17 protein-coding genes and 1 pseudogene are annotated in these 18899 nt (G+C 57.3%); 5 read left to right on the forward strand and 13 right to left on the reverse strand.

The features are described 5' to 3' along the window. Nucleotides 1-403: 403 nt before the first annotated feature. From FFI89_RS23405 to FFI89_RS23430, 6 genes are all read right to left on the reverse strand, one after another. On the reverse strand, nt 404-1123 hold the full coding sequence (locus FFI89_RS23405; protein ID WP_138829970.1) for a Crp/Fnr family transcriptional regulator: 720 nt from the start codon (nt 1121-1123) through the stop codon (nt 404-406). Between the two features lie 424 nt (nt 1124-1547). Then, nucleotides 1548-2339 (reverse strand): VOC family protein, encoded by a 792-nt coding sequence (locus tag FFI89_RS23410; RefSeq protein WP_168213007.1) that lies wholly within the window; start codon nt 2337-2339, stop codon nt 1548-1550. Between the two features lie 2 nt (nt 2340-2341). Further along, entirely contained in the window at nt 2342-3451 is a 1110-nt protein-coding gene (locus tag FFI89_RS23415) for an acyl-CoA dehydrogenase family protein (RefSeq protein WP_138829972.1), read from the reverse strand. Nucleotide 3452: 1 nt separating this feature from the next. After that, the gene (locus FFI89_RS23420) at nt 3453-4661 is read right to left on the reverse strand and encodes an acyl-CoA dehydrogenase family protein (protein WP_138829973.1); all 1209 of its coding nucleotides are present in this window, start codon (nt 4659-4661) and stop codon (nt 3453-3455) included. Nucleotides 4662-4672: 11 nt separating this feature from the next. After that, nucleotides 4673-5425, reverse strand: a complete 753-nt coding sequence (locus tag FFI89_RS23425) for an SDR family NAD(P)-dependent oxidoreductase (protein WP_138829974.1) — start codon at nt 5423-5425, stop codon at nt 4673-4675. 33 nt (nt 5426-5458) lie between these two features. Continuing rightward, the gene (locus tag FFI89_RS23430) at nt 5459-7012 is read right to left on the reverse strand and encodes a class I adenylate-forming enzyme family protein (protein WP_210249023.1); all 1554 of its coding nucleotides are present in this window, start codon (nt 7010-7012) and stop codon (nt 5459-5461) included. A 178-nt stretch (nt 7013-7190) separates the two neighbouring features. Between FFI89_RS23430 and FFI89_RS23435 the strand changes: the two genes are divergently transcribed. Together FFI89_RS23435 and FFI89_RS23440 are read left to right on the forward strand one after the other, a co-directional pair. Next, nucleotides 7191-7985 (forward strand): enoyl-CoA hydratase/isomerase family protein, encoded by a 795-nt coding sequence (locus FFI89_RS23435; protein ID WP_138829975.1) that lies wholly within the window; start codon nt 7191-7193, stop codon nt 7983-7985. A 134-nt stretch (nt 7986-8119) separates the two neighbouring features. Continuing rightward, complete coding sequence (locus FFI89_RS23440) at nt 8120-8902, forward strand: IclR family transcriptional regulator (RefSeq protein ID WP_138829976.1); 783 nt, start codon at nt 8120-8122, stop codon at nt 8900-8902. Between the two features lie 24 nt (nt 8903-8926). Here FFI89_RS23440 and FFI89_RS23445 read toward each other — a convergent pair whose 3' ends face one another. Beyond that, nucleotides 8927-10300: an MFS transporter gene (locus FFI89_RS23445; RefSeq protein WP_138829977.1), complete on the reverse strand. Its 1374-nt coding sequence runs from the start codon at nt 10298-10300 to the stop codon at nt 8927-8929. Nucleotides 10301-10702: 402 nt separating this feature from the next. Here FFI89_RS23445 and FFI89_RS23450 point away from each other — a divergent pair, with 402 nt between their 5' ends. The 3 genes from FFI89_RS23450 (at nt 10703) to FFI89_RS23460 (ending at nt 13191) form a co-directional block, all read left to right on the forward strand. Further along, nucleotides 10703-11422 (forward strand): LuxR family transcriptional regulator, encoded by a 720-nt coding sequence (locus tag FFI89_RS23450; RefSeq protein ID WP_138829978.1) that lies wholly within the window; start codon nt 10703-10705, stop codon nt 11420-11422. A gap of 95 nt (nt 11423-11517) precedes the next feature. After that, nucleotides 11518-12150: an acyl-homoserine-lactone synthase gene (locus FFI89_RS23455; protein ID WP_138829979.1), complete on the forward strand. Its 633-nt coding sequence runs from the start codon at nt 11518-11520 to the stop codon at nt 12148-12150. A gap of 87 nt (nt 12151-12237) precedes the next feature. Continuing rightward, the gene (locus tag FFI89_RS23460; RefSeq protein WP_138829980.1) at nt 12238-13191 is read left to right on the forward strand and encodes a LysR family transcriptional regulator; all 954 of its coding nucleotides are present in this window, start codon (nt 12238-12240) and stop codon (nt 13189-13191) included. On the opposite strand, the gene FFI89_RS23465 is transcribed toward FFI89_RS23460, so the two are convergent. The 6 genes and pseudogenes from FFI89_RS23465 to FFI89_RS23490 all read right to left on the reverse strand — a co-directional run bounded on the left by FFI89_RS23465 (nt 13158) and on the right by FFI89_RS23490 (nt 18301). Further along, nucleotides 13158-13403: a DUF2274 domain-containing protein gene (locus tag FFI89_RS23465; RefSeq protein ID WP_138829981.1), complete on the reverse strand. Its 246-nt coding sequence runs from the start codon at nt 13401-13403 to the stop codon at nt 13158-13160. The two genes, FFI89_RS23460 and FFI89_RS23465, sit on opposite strands and share 34 nt — an antisense overlap. Before the next feature lie 7 nt (nt 13404-13410). Next, the gene (locus FFI89_RS23470) at nt 13411-14631 is read right to left on the reverse strand and encodes a TrbI/VirB10 family protein (protein ID WP_138829982.1); all 1221 of its coding nucleotides are present in this window, start codon (nt 14629-14631) and stop codon (nt 13411-13413) included. Continuing rightward, the gene (trbG, locus tag FFI89_RS23475) at nt 14628-15662 is read right to left on the reverse strand and encodes a P-type conjugative transfer protein TrbG (protein WP_168213008.1); all 1035 of its coding nucleotides are present in this window, start codon (nt 15660-15662) and stop codon (nt 14628-14630) included. Before trbG ends, FFI89_RS23470 begins: the two co-directional genes overlap by 4 nt. Before the next feature lie 5 nt (nt 15663-15667). Next, nucleotides 15668-16075, reverse strand: a pseudogene (locus tag FFI89_RS23480) (P-type conjugative transfer ATPase TrbB); the annotation flags it as partial. 275 nt (nt 16076-16350) lie between these two features. After that, nucleotides 16351-17658 (reverse strand): nitrate/nitrite transporter, encoded by a 1308-nt coding sequence (locus FFI89_RS23485; RefSeq protein WP_138829983.1) that lies wholly within the window; start codon nt 17656-17658, stop codon nt 16351-16353. 85 nt (nt 17659-17743) lie between these two features. Then, entirely contained in the window at nt 17744-18301 is a 558-nt protein-coding gene (locus FFI89_RS23490; protein WP_138829984.1) for a hypothetical protein, read from the reverse strand. Nucleotides 18302-18899: the final 598 nt, after the last annotated feature.

Raw genomic sequence — 18899 nt, forward strand, 5'->3', positions numbered from 1 at the left:
CACAAGTGTCTGTTTTAGACAAATGGGTCTGGCGATTAATCGTTGATGCGTCCTCGCGGTTCGCGCGCGATCCGCGACATGGGCGAGACGAACATCAACGCATGATGCCTTAACAGGCGCAATCACAGTCTGCTTGCCGAGCACTGTCGAACACAAGCGCTGACACCAATCGCTTCGATCGCTACCAAGCGTAAGAGACGCCAAGTCCTTTCGCTCAACGCCCGCACCCGAGGCTGCTCACTGTTGCTACAGACGTGGCCTCGGCTAGGAAGTCGAATCGTCTCTGCGCAACGCACAACCCACTTGCAACAATCATATCCCTCAATCGGGTCGAACATCCCGCGCAGGTGCTGTTCCTGAGGGGCGCTCTTCTGCGAGCGGCGAAGACATCAATCTACTGCCGTCAAGCCACCAGTCCTGGGACGGGAGCATATGCGTTTGATATTATGCCGTAACAGTTACAAGCGTTTTGCTCGAGCCGTTTTCGTTCATCCACTTGCACGACGCCTCGTGCTTTACGAATTAGGCCCTGTCCCTCGAATCGAAGAAGCGTCTCAGTTACGCCGGATCGACGTATCGCCAGCATGGTCGAAAGATACTCATGTGTAATGGGAAGGGTGCAACCATCTAATGCGTCGCACACCAGACAGATCCAACATGCCAAACGTTGCTTTAGGTCGTGCCGAACACCGCAAAGACCCGTTTGAGCAGAATGGACGGCGAGTGTTCGTGAATATTGCCGCACCCGTTTTTGCACTTCAGGGCGCTCGTTCATGAGACGACTTAGATCGTCGACGCGTATCCTGAGTGAGCTGCCGGGAAAGAGCACGACCGATTGATGAGTGGGCAAGTACCCTCCCAAAAAGTCCGCCGCCCCGACCGCACCAGTATATCCCACGACAGCCGTTTCCAGGACGCTGTCCGCCGAGACAATTCTTTGCGATACGACACCAGATTCAATGAAATAGACGTACTCGGATCGCCTTTTTGGCTCTTGCAGAATCATGCGCCCCTTAAGGAAGATTGGCTCAACGCACTTGCCCACCGCCAAGAGGTCATCGACAGGAAGACTTGCGAGAATCGCGTTCTTCACAAAAGACCGCTTGTTGGCTTGAACGAGCATCAACCTTTCCTCCGAGGGAACAATTCTTCGACAACCTCGTTACTAACGCGTGCTTGCTTTGTCCGACGAACAGACTTCCGGTAGTACAGCCTTCAACGGTCGACTTGGCGGCGACACCACCCAGTAGGCATCTTCTCACTGCGAGGGCAGCGCGCCGATATTGATGCTCGCTTCTTACCTGTGCTACGAGTTCATCGCTGCGTGATGGTCGCGCTTCGGACTGGAATCCCAATTGCACTAAGGCCCACTGAGACGACGGCCGGCGAGTTCTCGAGAGTGATTCTGCGAAGAGAGCGAAGACTGCAGATTGCACGATATCGGTTTGCTCGATCATGCGTCACAAATAGATTCGAGCGAGAATAGATTTCTGAAGCTGAACAAATGGCGGCTGACAGCTTGAAAGCCGAGATTACCGCGACGCTGGTCATAGTGCGTTCTCGGCTCGGCCATGCCGAGCCTCCAAATCGAATCTCATGCCCAAAGCATCTATTGAATCGTTCGTTACTTTGAGGCCGAGGGTGGTCGCAGCAGCAAGACACGCGCCCACGTTAACCCCGCGAAGCTTGACTTTCGTCATAAACTCGCCCGCATCCGAGGGCCCCGGGCCAAATGCAATATCAGTAGCATCTGAGAGCTCAATGCTCCGCGCCTCGGCCGTCTTCTTGACGGCGCGATCTAGAACCTGCCCCCAGCGCACAGCCAGGCGGTGCGGCGCGGGGCTCTGCAACTGGACGCCGCCGATCCCGCTAACGCGTGCGGTTCTTGCACAGCTTTTCCAGTTCGGCCCCGCTGGAAGCCAACACCCGTCGCCCGGGGTTCCGTCGGCATCAATCGACAGAAGAACACCTCCGACAGACTTCGGATGAATTTGTCGGAAATGATAGCTGCCGTCCGCACTCTCGCGCACGACGACAGCGTCGACTGCCGCGAGATGATCCTTCCATCCGTCGAAATCATCGGTCTCTAGAATTAGCATATATCCCCTGTCGCCGCCTGCGTGTTCCAGATACCGACCGACCGCCGTTCCTTCACGCGCCGGCGCGATCAATTCGATGAACGATGATCCAAAGGGCACTACGGCATTTCGTAAGCCATGCCGCGCCACGTGCAGATCATCCCTGAGACAGCACTCGACATCGAACAACGTCGACAGCGTCCTGATGGCTGGCTCGAGGTCGCGGACAGCAATGCAAACCTGGCGCAGACCGAGATACATCGTCAGCCTCCACTGACGTCTGCGGACGCCCATCGCTCCATAACTCGACGAAGTTGGGTCGAACTGTCACCAAACATTTTTTCCAGCATCAGTACGCGCCGAAGATAGTGGCCCACCGGATATTCGGTGGTTACGCCCATGCCACCGTGCTGGTGGACGCACTCACCGCACACGAATCGTGCGGCATCCAGAATCTTAAACTTGGCACCCGCCGTCCCGAACCCCGCGTCAGCACTTGAAAGAGTTGAAAGGCCATAGAGCAGCATTGAACGGGCCTGATCCGCCTGCACGAACAGATTGGCCAAGCGATGCTGCGTCACCTGAAATTCGGCAAGCGTCTTGCCAAACTGGCTACGCACCTTCACGTACTCGATGGTGGTAGCCAGCGCTCCAGTTAGACAGCCTAATGCCTCCGCACAGACGGCCATGGTTGCGTGGTTCAGCATTTCATCCAGGATTGCGACTGCCCTGCCACCAGCCGCAATCAACTGCGCTGGCGTGTTGCAGAGGTCTATGTCGGCGCAGCGATGATCATCGAAAGTCCGGTATTTGCGCGTTGCCAGTCCTTGGGTCCCATCGATCCAAAAGAGCCCAAGCTCGCCGCCGTTCCTTGCGCACACGATGTAGGCCGAAGATTCTCCACCGAGAACAAGCCGCTTCGATCCGGAAACGCGCCATTCGTTTCCATTGCGACTTGCCGTTGTCGTTGGCTCAAGGCAATCGAACCGCGTTGCGGACTCCGAAAGCGCTATACCGATGCGCAGGTCTCCGGCAACCATCTCCCGAAGTCGTTCCGCTGCGAAAGGCACGTCGGTCGCCGCGAGGATATTTGCGGCGACGACTGCCGTAGCCAGGTATGGCTCTGTAACGAGCCCGCGGCCCAGTTCCTCCATTATCAAGGCCGTTTCCACGGGTCCGCAGCCCAATCCTCCTGCCTTTTCGGGAATATTGAGTGCAAGCCAACCCATCTCTGCGAATGAACGCCAGATGGTCTCTGACGGCGCCTCCGAGACAATGGATCGCGTGCGCTTATCGAAGTCGTGATTCTCCGCAACAAAACGTCGTGCGGTTTGGCGGAGCATCGTTTGCATATCGTCAAGCTGGAGGTCCATGTCAGTCGAGTCCTCCGACGATGCTATTCCAAATGATTTGACGCTGGATGTCGTTGCTTCCGCCAAATATTGTCGAGGCGCGCCAATACAGATATTGGGCGGTTAGTCCAGGCGCCGCAGGTAGCGCGCCACGTGTCTTACTGTCATACTCGGCATCCCAGACAGGTGGATAAAGCGGCATGGAGTCTTGTCCAACTACTTCCATCAGGATTTGGGAGGCTTGCAACAAGAGCTCCGAGCCGACGATCTTTAGAGAAGAAGCCGCGGCCATTTGGATGCCGCCGGGTTTACCGGACCGATCCGAAAGCACGCGTAACACCGACCAGCGTAGCGCTTCGACCTCCAACCATAGCCGCGCGTATCTGACGCGGAACTCCTCCGTAACAATGCGCTGGCCGGTGCGCCTCTCTTCCTCTGCCGCGATGGTGAGGATGCGCCGGCAATAGCGGACGAGTTCGGGCAGGTGGGCGTTATAGGTACGCTCGTTACTCAGCAAGAACTTCGCGTAAGTCCATCCCAAATTCGCATCACCGATCAACTCGTTGGCCGGCACCCGCACGTCGTCGAGATAAATCTCATTCACGGTATGCTGACCGTCGATGGTACGAATTGGCCGCACGGTCACCCCGGGGCGGCGCATGTCGACCATGATCATAGAGAGGCCTGCTTGGGGCTTCGCCGTGGGATCTGTGCGACAAAGGCAGATGAGGACATCAGCTTCGTGTGCGCCGGTGGTCCAGATCTTTTGGCCGTTGATCACCCATTCGTCCCCCTTGCGCTCAGCGCGCGTTCGAACGGACGCGAGGTCGGAGCCCGCTTGCGGTTCGGAAAACCCTTGCGCGCTGTAGATATCGCCGTTCAGCAACCCTGGAAGGTAGCGAGCCTTGATGTCGACGTCGCCAAATTTGGCAATCACAGGACCGACCATGATTTGGCTCGCACCGATTTCAGGTGCGTCCGCTAGGCCGCACTCGAGCTCCCAGATGTGGTGTTGGATTGGTGTCCAATCGCAGCCGCCATGCTCCACCGGCCAACGCGGAGCGCCCCATCCCCTGGCGCTCGTAAGTCGCTGCCAGATCGTTTGGTCCGCGCGCGTGTCGTGAAATCCCTGCCCCTTGCGACGCGCGACGTCCTTCGGCAACGTCTCCGCAATGAACGACCGAACTTCCTGGCGGAAGTTTTCGTCTTCTGGAGTGAGGTTGAAGTCCATTAGTTTTTCGCTCAGTTGAAGATACGGCCGCCGTTTACAAGAAGGCTCTGCCCCGTGATGAAGCGAGCCCGGTCGCTAGCGAGGAATCCGACGGCATTGGCGATATCGTCAGGCTCGTTGAACCGACCCATCGGAACTTTCTTCAGGTTTTCCTCGATGAACTCTTTCGGAACGCGCTCGGTAGCGCGCGTGATAGTTCCGCCAGGGAGAACGGCGTTGACGGTAACTTGAAATGGACCGAGCTCGCGAGCCAGAGAGCGAGTGAAGCCGATCACTCCAGCCTTCGCAGCGGCGTAGTCTGCGATCGTTGCATCACCGGCGAGCGCGGATTCGGACGAGATGTTGACGATCTTACCCGACCGGCGCTCGCGCATTCCTGCGACGACCTGCCGTGTACAATTGAGAGTCGTCTTCAGCGAAACATTGATAACGAAATCCCACACCTCCGGGCTCGACTCGTGGAATTCGCTGATGCGCTCGCGCGCGGTCTGGCCGACGTTGTTTATCAGGATATCAATCCGGCCGGCGTCAGCGCGAATGCGCGCGAAGGTTTTTTTAACCAACGCATAGTCCGTCAAATCCAAGGCATAGGCAGTTACCCTGCGACCAAGCTTGACAATTTCTGCGGCAACCTGGTCGAGCGGACCAGTCTCGATGTCCAGGATTACCACATCGGCGCCATTTCGCGCCATGTGCAAGGCGCACGCTCGACCGATCCCGTTCCCAGCGCCAGTGATGACTGCTACGAGGCCTTCGAATTCCATTTCAGAGACTCCTATAAATTGATCGAATTGGATTTAAGAGGAAGATCGCGCTCGAAGGCTGGCGCGGATCGCTGCCTTGTTTACCTTACCGCTCGCCAAGCGTGGGAGCGCTTCAGCGAACTCCACGGTCTTGGGAAGCTTGTAGCGCGCAAGCTGCTTGCCGCACCGATTGATGATGTCGGCTTCTGTTGTCCTTGCACCGGGGGCGAGCACTATTAAGGCGTGAACGGCCTCTCCCCAACGGGGATGCGGCACGCCGATCACAGCCGCCTCTTGAACGAGGGAATTCTCAAGAAGAGCGTCTTCGACTTCACGAGAATAGACGTTTTCGCCGCCGGAGATGATCATGTCTTTCTTGCGATCGACAAGGTAGATGAATCTCTCGACATCCATCGTTCCAAGATCGCCTGTGTGGTACCATTCCTCGCGCAGAGCCTCGATTGTCGCGACGTTGTTGTTCCAATAGCTGCAAAATACCGCTGGGCTGCGAACGCAAATCTCACCAACGACGTCGGGGCCGCACACGTTACCCTCTTCGTCCTTGATACAGATGTCGACGCCCGGATAGCTCTGCCCTACCGACTGCAGACGCTTGAGCGAAGCACGACCGTTGTCGAGCGGATGCTGATGAGGGTGTAGCGCAGTATTAGCGCCGCCCTCAGTGCTGCCGTAGCAATTCAGGAAGATTGGACCGAGTAACGCAATCCCGCGTTGCAGGATTGGCAACGGCATGGGAGCAGCCGCATAGCAGAACACGCGCAAACTTGAGAGATCGAAGCCGGCAATTTCCGGCGCAGCCAGCATGTCAGCGACCATCGTCGGCGCCATGTGGATTACCTCGACACGCTCCTTCTCAATCGATCGGAGGATCGCAACCGGGTCAAAGACACGATGAAGTATTACCGTGCCTCCAGCCCAGTGCTGCGCCCTAGATTCGCCTTGGCCGCCGACGTGGAAGAGCGGCATTGAGATCAACGTCCTGCCACCCGGGAGCATCTGCAGCCCCGCCGCCGACTTTTCGGCATTGAATAGCTCGGCCGCGTGCGTACGAACAACGCCTTTGGGCCGACCGGTCGTGCCGCTCGTGTGAAAGATGTCAATGATGTCGTCGGACCGAGAGCGGCAAGGAGGGCCCTTGGAATCTCCACTCGCGAGGAATTTCTCGTAGTCAGCGAAGCCTTCCGCCTTGTCGAGGCAAATAAAGAAAGGGATGTCCGGCAGCGCAGTTTGCAAGCCGGGAATCATCGCGGCGTATTGCTGCTCGAAGAACAATAGCTTTGGCTTCACATTACCGAGGACGAACGCAATCTCAGTCTCAGTCAAGCGGAAGTTCACTGGCGCCGCTATGAAGGCCGCCAAGTGACAGGCAGCGAGGACCTCGAACCATTTACCCGAGTTCATCGACAGGATCGCCACGCGATCCTGTCGGCGAAGGCCGGCACCGTACATCGCCGACCCGAGGAGTTGGGCACGGGCGAGCAACGCACCATACGTCACCCGCTCATCGCCAAAAACGTAGGCAACCTGATCGGGAATCCGCTGGGCTTGCGTCTCCCACAATTCTCCAACGGTGCGTAGTTGGCTCACCTGCCCACCTCGATTTCGCCTTCGGGGATCACCTCTCCTCTGCACAGGAAAGTCCACTGGTAGCGCACTCGAAGCCTCCCATATTTCACTTTTAGTGTATATATTCACTATTGACAAATATCCGACCAAAGATGGATGCTGTCAACTGAAAGTTTGGCAGTGAACATAGGAGGGGACTGTGATTCCATTTCAGTTCCGAGAGATCCGACTCGAGCAGCGCGGTAAGGCGCTGGTGGCAACGATCAACCGGCCCGAGGTCCGAAATGCGGTGAACGCGAGGCTCGATCACGAGCTGTTTCAGCTTTTCACGGCGTTCGATGCGGACGAGGAAAGCCAGGTGCTCGTGCTCACAGGCGCCGGCGATTGCTTCTGCGCGGGCGGCGATTTTGCCGAGATGCTGCCCAACCGGGGTGACGCCGCCTATGGCCACAAGGTCGCAGCAGCTGGCAAGCGGCTGCTGACCGCAATGCTGGACTGTCAGAAACCGGTGATCGCCCGCGTCAACGGAGATGCTCTCGGGTTAGGCTGTACCCTTGCGCTGTTCTGCGACATCATCATCGCGGATTCGAAGGCGCGGTTTTCCGACCAGCACGTCAAAATTGGGTTGGCAGCGGGCGACGGCGGCGCGGCAATCTGGCCGCAACTGGTCGGCTATGCACGCGCCAAACGATACCTGCTCACCGGAGATGCTATCTCGGCCGACGATGCACAGGCGATCGGGCTGATCAACTTCTCCGTGCCATCCGAGCGCCTTGATGAAACCGTCTGGCAATGGGCAGACAAGTTCGCGAATGGACCCAGTTGGGCAATTCGCATGTCCAAACTGATCGTAAATGCCTCGCTGAAGCATTCCTTTGTGCAGTCAGTGGACGTCGGTTTCGGACACGAGACGCTGACGGCGCTGACCGCCGATCACGCCGAGGCGATCGACGCATTTCTCGAGAAAAGGCGCCCGCAATTCCAGGGCCGCTGAACATCGTGTAGGACGGGCCGACGCCACTTCCTTCGACATTTCGGATCTGCCTATCGGCGGGCTAAGAGCGGGTCACGCTTTACCACCGCCTCGCTATCCCGCTATAGGTGCTGGGTGCAATAGTGCGGGGATCTATGAAGGACGAAGAAGCCAGGCCGACTGACGCCGCTTCCAAACAGAAGGGGGTGCAGTCCGTCGAAGTTGCGGCAAAAGTGCTCGAAGTATTGCGCAAGGCCCCGGGCCCGCTGGCGCTATCAGCGATCGCGCGCCAGTGTGGATATTCTCCCAGCCAAACGCACGCACATCTTGTTAGTCTCACACGCGCAGGCTTTGTCGAGCAGCGCAAGGCAAGCGGACTCTATGATTTGGGGCCGTTTGCGCGAAGCTTGGGGTTGACCGCGCTCGCCAGGTTCGACCGCTTCGACATCATGCGCGACGTCGCGGAGACATTGAACCGGGACACAGGACTTACAGTCGCAGTCAACGTCTGGTCGGATAACGGCCCACTCGTTGCACTCTGGCTGCGAAGTTCACCGCCGCTCGCGACCAACATCAACGTTGGCTCCTTCACGCCCATTACTTTCTCGGCTGCCGGTCTCATCTTTTGCGGGCATCTCCCGAGGGATTTGGTTCGCCCCCAATTTGAACGCGAGAAGGCATCAAGCAGGCGTCCAATAGACCTCGACGCGTTCGAACGTGCGGCGGTAGAGGCGCGGACCCGGGGCTATTCGACCATGTCGGACACTCTTTTCCCGGGCATTCGGGTTGCCGCGGCGCCGCTACTGCGTCAGCACGGCGAACTCGTGGCGGTGGTTTCACTGGTTGGCTCCGCCATGCCGTTCCAACGCGATATCGAGAAGAAGGATATCGAATTGTTACTCGATACGCTCAGCCAAGCGACAATCGTCGACGGCTGAGCGTCTCCGCGCAAGGAACTGCAGTCAAGCATGTTCCGGGACTGCCACGGCCTTAGCCATAACCGGTTCGGCACGTTCCGTACCGGCGAGTGCTTGACCGTCGATGGTTTCTCGTATCGCTCGCCGAGCGAGTGCCAGTATCAATCCGCTGCAAATCAAGGCAACCGTAATCGTTGTGGCTACTGCAGACGCGAGACCGGTTTTGCCCGCAAAAACGTGATCGCTGAGCAAGCCCACTACGAGTGGACCCAGCCCTATACCAAACAAATTCACGCACAGAAGATAGAAGGCCATTATCCGACCGCGCATGTGCGCTGGTGTCAGCAACTGAAGCGTAGCGCCTGGCAAGCCAGCATAGACGGAATTTGCAGCAAAACCGATGGCCAACATCGTGAAGGCGAGTTGCCGATCGGAAACAGTGAACGCGAGTGCTAAAGTTGGAATCTGAGCGATAACGGACCAGAATACGACGCGCACCGGAGCGTCTGAATTACCGCGCCGAGAAAGGTAATCCGACATAAGCCCGCCTCCAATCATCCCGAGCGTGCCGGGGAACATGACGATCAGACCCAGCGTGAGACCGATTTCCTGTGGTTGAACCTGGTGAACTCGCATGAACAAAGCGGGGGCCCAAAGTATGGTCGCGTAGCTCGCAACCGCAGCGCAGGAATAGCCAATAAAGACCGCAGCGAATGTAGCCTTGCGCTGGGTGAGATGGCGGACGAATTCGCCAAACGTGATAGTGTCGGTTGCCGCGCCTGTGCGCGGCGCCTCACGGACCGTTAGCCAAACAAACAGCGTCATTGGCAACCCAAGTACCCCGGCCAAAAACATGGCGAGTCGCCAGCCGTTGATCGCCCCGAGAAGCGGCAGGTGTAAGGTCGTTTCGCTTGCCACGTGAACGATGTAGCCGCCGAAAATCATCGCGAGCCCCGAACCGATAACGATGCCAGAGTTATAGATGCTGGCAGCCAAGCCAAATTGCTCTCGGGGAAAGCGATCACCAATCGTCGAAATTGCCGCCGGGGAGAGCGTCGCCTCACCCACGCCTACCAACGCTCGCGTCGCAAGAAGACCGACGAATCCGGCGGCGACGCCGGCGGCGCTTGTCGCGGCACTCCAGCCCAGCAATCCGATCAAAATGAGATTGCGCCGGTTCATGCGATCGGCGAGCGCGCCGAACGGCAACCCCATCGCGGAATAAAACAAAACAAATCCGAAGCCGATAAGTAGACCGACCTGCGTGTCTGTCAGCCCGAACTCCTGCTTTATTGGCGCGAGTAGAAGGCTGATCAGCACGCGATCCAAGAAGGATAGCATGTACACCAGCATCAGCACGACGATGACGAAGTAAGCGTACCGCAACCCGCCGGCGCCAGATTTATTGGTTCTAATCACTAGTCCTCCTCCTCTCGGTTTCCTTTACCGTCCAGACTTGAGGTTGAGGTTTTGCTCGCGCACTCGCCAAAGCCCTCGTCCAGATCGCAATCCCAGATTCGGACTGCCCCGGATCTTCCCCACTCGACCGCGCGCCAGGATAGGGCTGGCCATCGCGCCAGCGCTGCATTAACACTATAGGTGAATGTATTCAACCCTGGAAAAAATTACCCCTCTTCCGCGGTCGAATGCAACGATGCGCGCAGACTCCGCATGTTGATGTCGCGGAGGCCAGCGTTATGGCTGTCCGGGTCCTACGGGCTTCGTCACGGAAGCCGCTCACCGTCAACTAGGGGTAGAAACGTGGACGGCCGGCAGGCCGGCTCCTTCAGAGTATGAGACTTTGGGGTGGAAAAATAAGCGATGCACCGGGTTTTTCAGAAATTTATAGATCTCCTTTCGTGCGCCAGAGATGCTGATGCGTTCGCCGAAGCAATGGCGATCACCGCGACGTCGCTCGACCTATCTTGCTTCGCGTACCTCGCGCTACCCGACCAGTTGCACAAACAACCGCTTGTCATTTCAACATATCCGGTGAATTGGGTCGCTCACTACGTGCACAATCACTATGAACGATTCGACCCTGTTATCACGCAAGCTCTTCAAAAGCCGGAACCCTTCCGGTGGGGCGCTGGCCTACCCGCCATGCACATGTCATCGATGCAACGAGAATTGCTGAACGAAGCTTCCCAATTCGGAATCCGGTTCGGATTTACCGTCCCTATCCACGACGGCCGGGGTCCGATCGCAGCATTGACCTTTGCTACTGATCAGCAACAACCGCCGTTTGAAAAATGTATTGAGTCGAACGCCCGAGTGCTTCAACTCATGGCAATGTACTTTCATGCTCACGTCCAACGTAAGCTATCTGAAGGTCGCAATATTGACGGCGTCCTGCTATCTCCCCGGGAATTTGAATGCTTAGATTGGGCTGCACAGGGCAAGAGTGCCTGGGAGATCGGACGAATTCTCGGTATCTCACGCTATACGGCCGCCTCCTATTTGAGTAGCGCGAAGAAAAAGCTAGGAGTGCGAACGGTTGTGCAGGCGGCAATCCGCCTGGCGACTGCCAAGAAAGAGTAGCCGAATGAGGGCAGGCTACCCCCACAACTACAGGTGATGCATTCCTCCCAATTTTCCTCCATTTGGTTCTTACCGGAAGACCATGGAGGGACTTCATGATTCAGCTTATCACTCAGCCTTGTTACGGCGACTTTTCCAGGTTGCTGGTTGGGATGCACCAGTTACGCTATCGTGTGTTTAAGACACGGATGCAATGGGATGTTCAAATCAGTGGTGAATTGGAAGTCGACGGATTCGATTCGTTACATCCGGCTTATCTGACGCAGATCTCTGAGGAGGGCAGCATACAGGGTGCGGTGCGATTACTTCCAACCCTTGGTCCGACGATGCTGCGAGACGTCTTTCCGTTGCTTCTTGCGAACCGGCCGGCACCGTCAAGCCCGCATATTTGGGAAAGCAGTCGATTTGCCGTCGATGTACCACCTGACGCGCCAAAGGGCCGGCATGGAATTGCTCGGGCGACATACGAACTGTTTGCCGGAATGGTCGAGTTTGGGCTCTCTCGGCAGCTTACAGACATAGTCACGGTGACCGACGTTCGAATGGAAAGGATTCTTAAGCGCGCGGGCTGGCCCTTACGTCGCATTGGAGATGTCCATAGTATTGGAAACACTTCGGCTGTTGGCGGCTACCTAGAAACTTCGATTGAAGTCCTTACAAGACTTCGAACTGCCGGCGAGTTGACCGGGCCGGTTCTTTGGGCACCGGTGATGTCCACGGCTGCCTAGGACGTCCAACATTCTCCGGCAGCGTGGACAGTGGGCTCTGTCGAGGCAGAGCCCACTCATCTTGTAATTCGCTAACGAGCTACAGAAATGAGTGAGTCTGTCAACACGGCCAGCCAGCGTCGAACATTCGCGATTGATCTGCAGCATCTGCGATTTGCAGTCGTTGCCTCCGATTGCGGAAGCCTCCGTAGAGCAGCGGAATTGCTATCTGTTGGACATTCCTCGCTAAGTCGCTCGATTGGCCAGTTCGAACATCTCGTTGGGACCACATTATTCGAGCGCTCGAGCGGAGGAGTGAAACCCACGTTAGCGGGGCGAGGAGTTCTCAGTATTGCAAGACTGATTCTGGAGCAGCTTGATTCGCTTGTTGAGACTGGACGCTCAATTGGTGGCGGCGAGACTGGTCGCATTTCGATAGGTTTTTGTACATCGATCTCTGCCGGAAACTTACGCGCCACCCTCGTCGAGTTCAAAAAACGCTTTCCTTCCGTCGACTTAAGAACTGTGGAGCGCTCACGAATTTACCTAGCGAACGCGCTTCGAAACGGAACAATTGACGTCGCCATCAGCCCTGGGCCACTTCAGCTAGTGGACTGCAATATCCTCATATTGTGGAACGAACGCATTCTAATCTCTCTTCCTGAACATCATGCGTTAGCCGAACGGGAAGTAGTGTATTGGACGGATCTGCGCAAGGAGACAATTCTACTGAGCAAGCATGACCCTGGTGAACTGGAAGATCTCCTCGTGTCCAAGCTTCTGCGCATTGAAGATCGCCCAACGATCCAAAGGCATGATGTCAGTGGAGGAATCTTGAAAGCTCTTACGAGCATGGGCTTCGGCATGGCGCTGACACTGGAATCCGACATTGGGGCAAATATTGCTGGCCTGGTCGATCGCGAATTGCAGGACGGAACTGGACCTAGTCGCATCAGCTTTCTTGCACATTGGCGTCATGACAACGTAAACCCGGCATTGGGACGTTTTCTCAAGCTCTTGGATGAACGCTATCCATCCGCTTCACTGCCCTTTGGCAAATGACTGCTGCGCTGGACTTTTGTGAATCCTCTATCGGTAGCCATGAATCGCGCGATCATGGGCGTGATCAACTTCCCAGGGTCTACGGCTTGACCTGTCTGTCGTGCCAACGCTTCAGCGTAAGCGACGAGATCTCTATGAACCGCCGCGGGCAACTCGATAGTCACCTTTACCGGTTTGTCGTCTTGAAGCGCCGCGATTTTCAGCTTTGCCATCGGACAGTCATCCTCCGTACGGCTCAAGAACGAGATCACGATTGACGATAACGCGTACCGGAAATCCCGGGCGGATAGTCAGCGTCGGCTGAATATTCAGACTACGGCGGACAACCTGCTGGCCAGTTTGATTCAGTGAGTCCCCTGCCCCGTGCCGCAAAGCCTGGATGATGGCACTGTCGTTACTGTTGGTGTCGGAGCCCGTGCCGAGCTCGGTGCCGACAGCAAGAAGCGTCGAAAGGGCCGCGGCTTTGAGCAATTCGCCCCAATGGTTATCGACTTCGTCTTCGAGGCCGGCATATCCTGCCGCGTCTGCACCCGGCTGCCGCTCGAGAACAATCGAACGACCGTTCGGCATGATAAGGCGAGTCCAAACCAGTAGGACGCGAGACTGGCCGAACGCGACCTGGCTGTCGTAAACACCGATCAAGCGCGCTCCCTGCGGGATGAGCAGAAGGCACCCGGTCGGAGAATCGAAAACGCTCTCTGTCACCTGTGCGGTGATCTGGCCGGGAAGGTCCGATCGGATGCCGGTGATCAGGGCTCCCGGAATGACAGTTCCAGCCTGCACGATATACGGTGAAGCCGGCCTGGTGACGCGGTCGGGGCTTACTGTACGGCGATCCACGGATGCGTTGACGAAGGCGAGCTTCCCGTCCTGGCCGTTCTGCGTGGATCCTTCGTCGCTATTGGTGGTCGAGATCGATGGAGCATTGCGGTCGCTCCCCTGAGCCGCGGCAGCAGGCGGTCGCACTTCTCTCCCATTCGTCGAAGCGAACACATGGCTCACGCGGGCGGCCTCGGTTTCCTGGTCCCGACGCTGCTGTTCCATATCTGGAGCCGTCACTCCGATCGTCGGAGACTGGCCTTGTGCAGCAAGGATTGGCCGTCCAAGGTCTCCAGGGAGGGGCGGACCAAGCTGCGGGATGGCTTGGCGCGGCACGGCTGCGTAATCCCTCGGCAGCACCGTAAGGCCGTCGGCGACGTTGTGATGGTCGGTGCTATAGAGTTCATCGGCCGCCTGGTTTCGGGAGCGATTGCTCTGCAACGACCACAACACAGCTCCGCCGATAACAAGCAAGGCAACCGCGCTCCCTCCCGCCAAAAGCTTCCGCGACAACCGTGTCACGCGCGGATGCTCTGCTCTCAACCGGAAGCTCGTAGACTGCTCGTCCTGTGTTTGCGGCGGAATCGCCTGCTCGTGGTCGTTTCCATTCTGGGCAGTCATGACGAGGGCCTCCCGTCAGTCCTGACAATTCTGACCTTCTGCTGGTGCTCGCCACCGAGCCGCAGTTCTGCGGCTGCAAACAGCCGATCTACGATCAACACATTGCCGTAGGCGCGATAGTTGACGAGTTGGGTCTTGCCGTCAGGGCCGATGACGAAGAGTGGCGGCATCTCGCCCTGGACGATCCCTTGCGGGAATTCGACATAGACTTTGCGTCCATCATCATACGCGGCAAGCGGGCGCCAGGGTGGGCTATCCCCTTCAATTGCGTAACGAAAGACACGATGGGGCGAATCGGGAAGAACGGGTCTTAGCGTGGCCGATCGCGATCGTTCGCGAACGGTTTCCGGATAGTACCAGGCAACGGAGGGCATGTATGGCTGCTCGCGGGAGCGGAGCTCGATGAGGTACGTGCGCCGGTCGGTATTGACGACAAGGTTGGTTTCGATCGAAGCGCGGGTCGGCTTCACCATGATATGGACGCGCCGCGTGTCGCCACTACCGCTCTCGGTATCGCCCACCACCCAGCGCACGGTGTCTCCGGCCGCGATTGGACCTGATCCCGTCAATTGCTCTCCCTCTTCGAGCGCAATATCCGTGATCTGTCCGGGAGCGGCGTAAACCTGGTAGAGCGCACCCGGGCTGTAAGCATAAATTTGCGCCGCGTTGAAGTATCCTCTCTTGCGCGGCTCAACTCGCGCAGCGCTGTTTGCAGTCTCAACTCGGCTCACAGGTTCGGCGTCTTCCTTCCCACCCGGCTTGCCGCCCAGAACAGGTTTCCAGAGCGGTGGAACGTGAAGCGGCTGCAGTCTGTCGTCGACCGGCATCGGAGGCGCCGGCAATGGCGGGACTTCGGTGTCATAACTGATCTCTGGCGGAATGTAGGTCGCGCACCCTCCGAGAGCCGACGTACATAGAAGAAGGGCGGACAAGAGCGACCGCTTCGAGGCCAAGAACTTGAACCAACTCGATTTGAGCCAACGTTGCTGGATGGGATGTTTCGAAAAAGCGTCAAGCGTCGATTTGCTCACTGACCCAACTCCTTTGACCAGTTGACGGCGCGGACGTAGACGCCAAGGGGATCCGACGTCATGGTTCCCGCGGCGACGTAGTCGTCGAGTGTGAACACGGCGACCGCGGGCTTGCGGATAGCGAAGGCAGGAGCTGCAACGACGGGAGGCAAGAGACCTTCGAAACGCTCTCCGGTCCCGGGTAGTTCGGCCGAGACGCGTGGTGAGCCAGCATGCACCTCCGCGCCGACGTGGTGCGCTACCAGACGAACGATGCGCTCGCTGTCCGCTGCCGACAGGGTTTCGCCGGTATCAATGAGGCCACTCGACAGCCGGTCAATCCACAACCGTCCATCTGGATTGAGCATGACCTCGATGATCGATTCATCTTCGAGGTAGCTCGCGATCGCCGTACCCAGTGCGCTACGCAGCATTCGCGCACCGCGCGAATTTGCCTCCGATTGAAAGGAATGGATTACCACCGTCGTCCCCACCGAATGAGGACGTCTTAGACCGTCCTCAGATGCGATGATTAGAGAACTCACCGACCACTTGGCGCAACAAGCGCTTGCAGAGATCGTAGACCGGCGTAGAAAAAGAAAGACTGCGAACGGAATTTTGACGTCTACCGGATCGCATTAGTTCGGTGGCGATGAATATTGATCAGTGCTGGTCGCGAAGAACGACCGGTAAAGTTGCGGGTCGCTACTCACCACTCCGCATCGTCATCCGCGGGCATCAGTACGACCGTTTGCTCGTACGAAATGTCGGGTTCGACTACGTCGGAAACGCTTACCGGCATGAATAGTGGAATTGAACCAATCCACCCGGTGAAGTATCGGAGCCAAGGTAGCGCGAACCAGACCAACGCCGCGATCTGCACTGCTACGTTAAGACCGAACGCGACTTGATAGGCCAGGATGGACCTATGGCCATCCTCCGTGGACCACTTCTCCAGAATCAGACCTGTCGCGTATTGGGCCAGAAATGCCCAACCGAAGTGCAAAACGTTCAAGGCGCCGTTGGCACGACCGGCAAGCTCTGGCGAAAAGTAGTCAGCTATGACCGCGAAGCTGACCACAGTTGCCGCTCCGGCAATTGCTACAACGGACCATAGCCAAATGGACGGCAAAGGCACGCGCAGGATCAAGGCAAGCTCGGCTGCGATGAACAGCACCGCGACAACAGCCAATATTGTCTCCGCCCCGAATCCTCTTCGTCTGATGCAATGGACCGTCGTACCGAACAACCAGGCACCGGCGCTTAGTACGATCGACATGATGAACAGCTGTCCGACGAGACTCGCGCGATCAAGTCCCTCCACGTCCGTCAGCCACGGCGAAGCCCACAATCCCTGCAGAGACCAGGCCGACCCCACGCAAGTCGCTGACAACGGGGAAATTCGCCAGAAACGCCTATCGCCAAAAACTGAATTAAGGGTGACGGGGATTGATGCTGTTGAAGGGATGATGACGCGCTCAGGAACCACGAAATAGATGAGCACGGCCGTGGCACCGGTCGTGGCCGCCAGGATTTCAAAGAGCTGTTGCCATCCCATCCAGGCGAGTAGGTGCTCGGCGGGAGCCGTGGCGGTCACCGCTCCTAGCGACCCCAGCATGATCATGTAGCCGTTCAGCAAGGCCACTCGTTCCCTGGGAAACCAGAGAACGATGGACTTCAGTCCGGCCGTCAGCGCCGCCGCCACGCCAAGCCCGATCATTGCACGCGCGATCAAAAGTGACAGCAATCCGGTAGAAATCGAGAACAATCCAGCGCCCGCCGCGGCGATCAGGAGCAATGCACTCTGGACGCGGCGCGGGCCAAAGCGGTCCAACAATATGCCGACGGGGATCTGGGCCGCCGCGAAGACCAGGAAATAGACTGACGTAAGCAACCCGAGGTCTGCAGTACCCAACCCGGTATCCGAACTGAGACGACCAGAGATCAGAGCGTTGATCGTTCGGAACAGATATGAAAGATAGTATCCGGCAGCAAACGGAAGGAAAACGCACGCCATGAGCTGCCAGGACTCTGCCTTTCGCTCCCTCGATATGCGCCCATTTCTCGCCGCGAGAGGATCCGGTGCCCACTCACTGACTCGATTAGCAGAACGGGTTTTGTAACCTGGTGCGAAAGTTACCATTGCCGTCGCCCTCCTGGGCGACAGCGGCTAGCTCGGGCTCGGCTTTTACGACGGCTGCAGCGTCTTGGTCTGGCTTAGACACGGCGGAAGTGGTGCAGATTTCAACGTCATCTCCGGAGCTATCGCGTCCGGTCGTACTGAGTCGATTAATCGTCTCCTGTAAGAGCGGTTGATCCTGCGCGGCTCGTCTGCCCACCTGCTCGGCAAACACTTCAAACCGTGCGAAGCCGATCTGGCATGCGGCCCGCTGCTCTGATTGAGCCAAGGGTGGCGAAACTGTGAGATGATATCGGACATGCAGTGCGGCAACTTCACTCACAATCTTCAGGTTATGTTCAACCCGATTGAGTTGGTTCTCGATCGAATTGAGGCGCTTCAATAGCGGGTCTTCGTCGACGGAACCGCCATTCAGGCATAGAAAACGATCAAGCGCCTGCTCTACGATTTGGGCGTTATGTACTCCCTTGAGGCGGGAAAAAGCCTCCAGCCGCTCGGTCAGCTCAATTGAAATCTGCATGCCGCCTTCTCTTGCTCGCTCTGCTCGTTCCGAGCCGATAGCGCACCCAGCTTTCGTCGGCTTGGCTAAATTGCTGCGGTCGTAGGCTGGCGTAGAAAACGGAGGAGGACTGGCATGAGATTGCCGAGCTGGTAAAGGCTAGCGGGGTTTCGACCTGGCACCCTGAAGATGTCGTCAGACTTAAGCGCGGAATGCCCGCAAAGATCAGCTACATGTTTGTCCAAAAGCGGCTTGAGCGGCTCGACGTTGTCGAGCGTGGGAAGCGGCAATAAAAGCGGCAAAGAAAGCGGCGACGGCTTTATAAAACTATTGATATTGTTATATATTTTGGCAGAAATGAAAGCGGCAAAAAAATGGACGTATCCGCAATGGAACTCCTCCTGCCAGATGATCGGCAGGAACTCGAAGATTTGGCTACGGACCTAGTGGCCAAAACCAACACGCTGGCTGGACGCCTACACCCTGTTATGCAGGCTTCGGTAGGCGACCTCGTGTGTTCAATGAACTGCTATTAGCCTCGCCAAAAAAACGCTCAATGTGTTGTTAGGTGAAGATACGCCGACCTGGACTGTGCCTTTACGGAGTGCTTGGTCACGTT

The sequence above is a fragment of the Bradyrhizobium sp. KBS0727 genome, from assembly GCF_005937885.2.
In the GTDB taxonomy this organism is placed as follows: domain Bacteria; phylum Pseudomonadota; class Alphaproteobacteria; order Rhizobiales; family Xanthobacteraceae; genus Bradyrhizobium.

Coding starts and splice junctions, on each gene's coding strand:
- FFI89_RS23415 (WP_138829972.1), bottom strand. CDS start 3,451: ATGGACCTCCAGCTTGACGATATGCAAACGATGCTCCGCCAAACCGCA.
- FFI89_RS23465 (WP_138829981.1), bottom strand. CDS start 13,403: ATGGCAAAGCTGAAAATCGCGGCGCTTCAAGACGACAAACCGGTAAAG.
- FFI89_RS23470 (WP_138829982.1), bottom strand. CDS start 14,631: ATGACTGCCCAGAATGGAAACGACCACGAGCAGGCGATTCCGCCGCAA.
- FFI89_RS23455 (WP_138829979.1), top strand. CDS start 11,518: ATGATTCAGCTTATCACTCAGCCTTGTTACGGCGACTTTTCCAGGTTG.
- FFI89_RS23410 (WP_168213007.1), bottom strand. CDS start 2,339: ATGTATCTCGGTCTGCGCCAGGTTTGCATTGCTGTCCGCGACCTCGAG.
- FFI89_RS23485 (WP_138829983.1), bottom strand. CDS start 17,658: ATGGCGTGCGTTTTCCTTCCGTTTGCTGCCGGATACTATCTTTCATAT.
- FFI89_RS23405 (WP_138829970.1), bottom strand. CDS start 1,123: ATGCTCGTTCAAGCCAACAAGCGGTCTTTTGTGAAGAACGCGATTCTC.
- FFI89_RS23460 (WP_138829980.1), top strand. CDS start 12,238: ATGAGTGAGTCTGTCAACACGGCCAGCCAGCGTCGAACATTCGCGATT.
- FFI89_RS23450 (WP_138829978.1), top strand. CDS start 10,703: ATGCACCGGGTTTTTCAGAAATTTATAGATCTCCTTTCGTGCGCCAGA.
- FFI89_RS23490 (WP_138829984.1), bottom strand. CDS start 18,301: ATGCAGATTTCAATTGAGCTGACCGAGCGGCTGGAGGCTTTTTCCCGC.
- FFI89_RS23420 (WP_138829973.1), bottom strand. CDS start 4,661: ATGGACTTCAACCTCACTCCAGAAGACGAAAACTTCCGCCAGGAAGTT.
- FFI89_RS23440 (WP_138829976.1), top strand. CDS start 8,120: ATGAAGGACGAAGAAGCCAGGCCGACTGACGCCGCTTCCAAACAGAAG.
- FFI89_RS23425 (WP_138829974.1), bottom strand. CDS start 5,425: ATGGAATTCGAAGGCCTCGTAGCAGTCATCACTGGCGCTGGGAACGGG.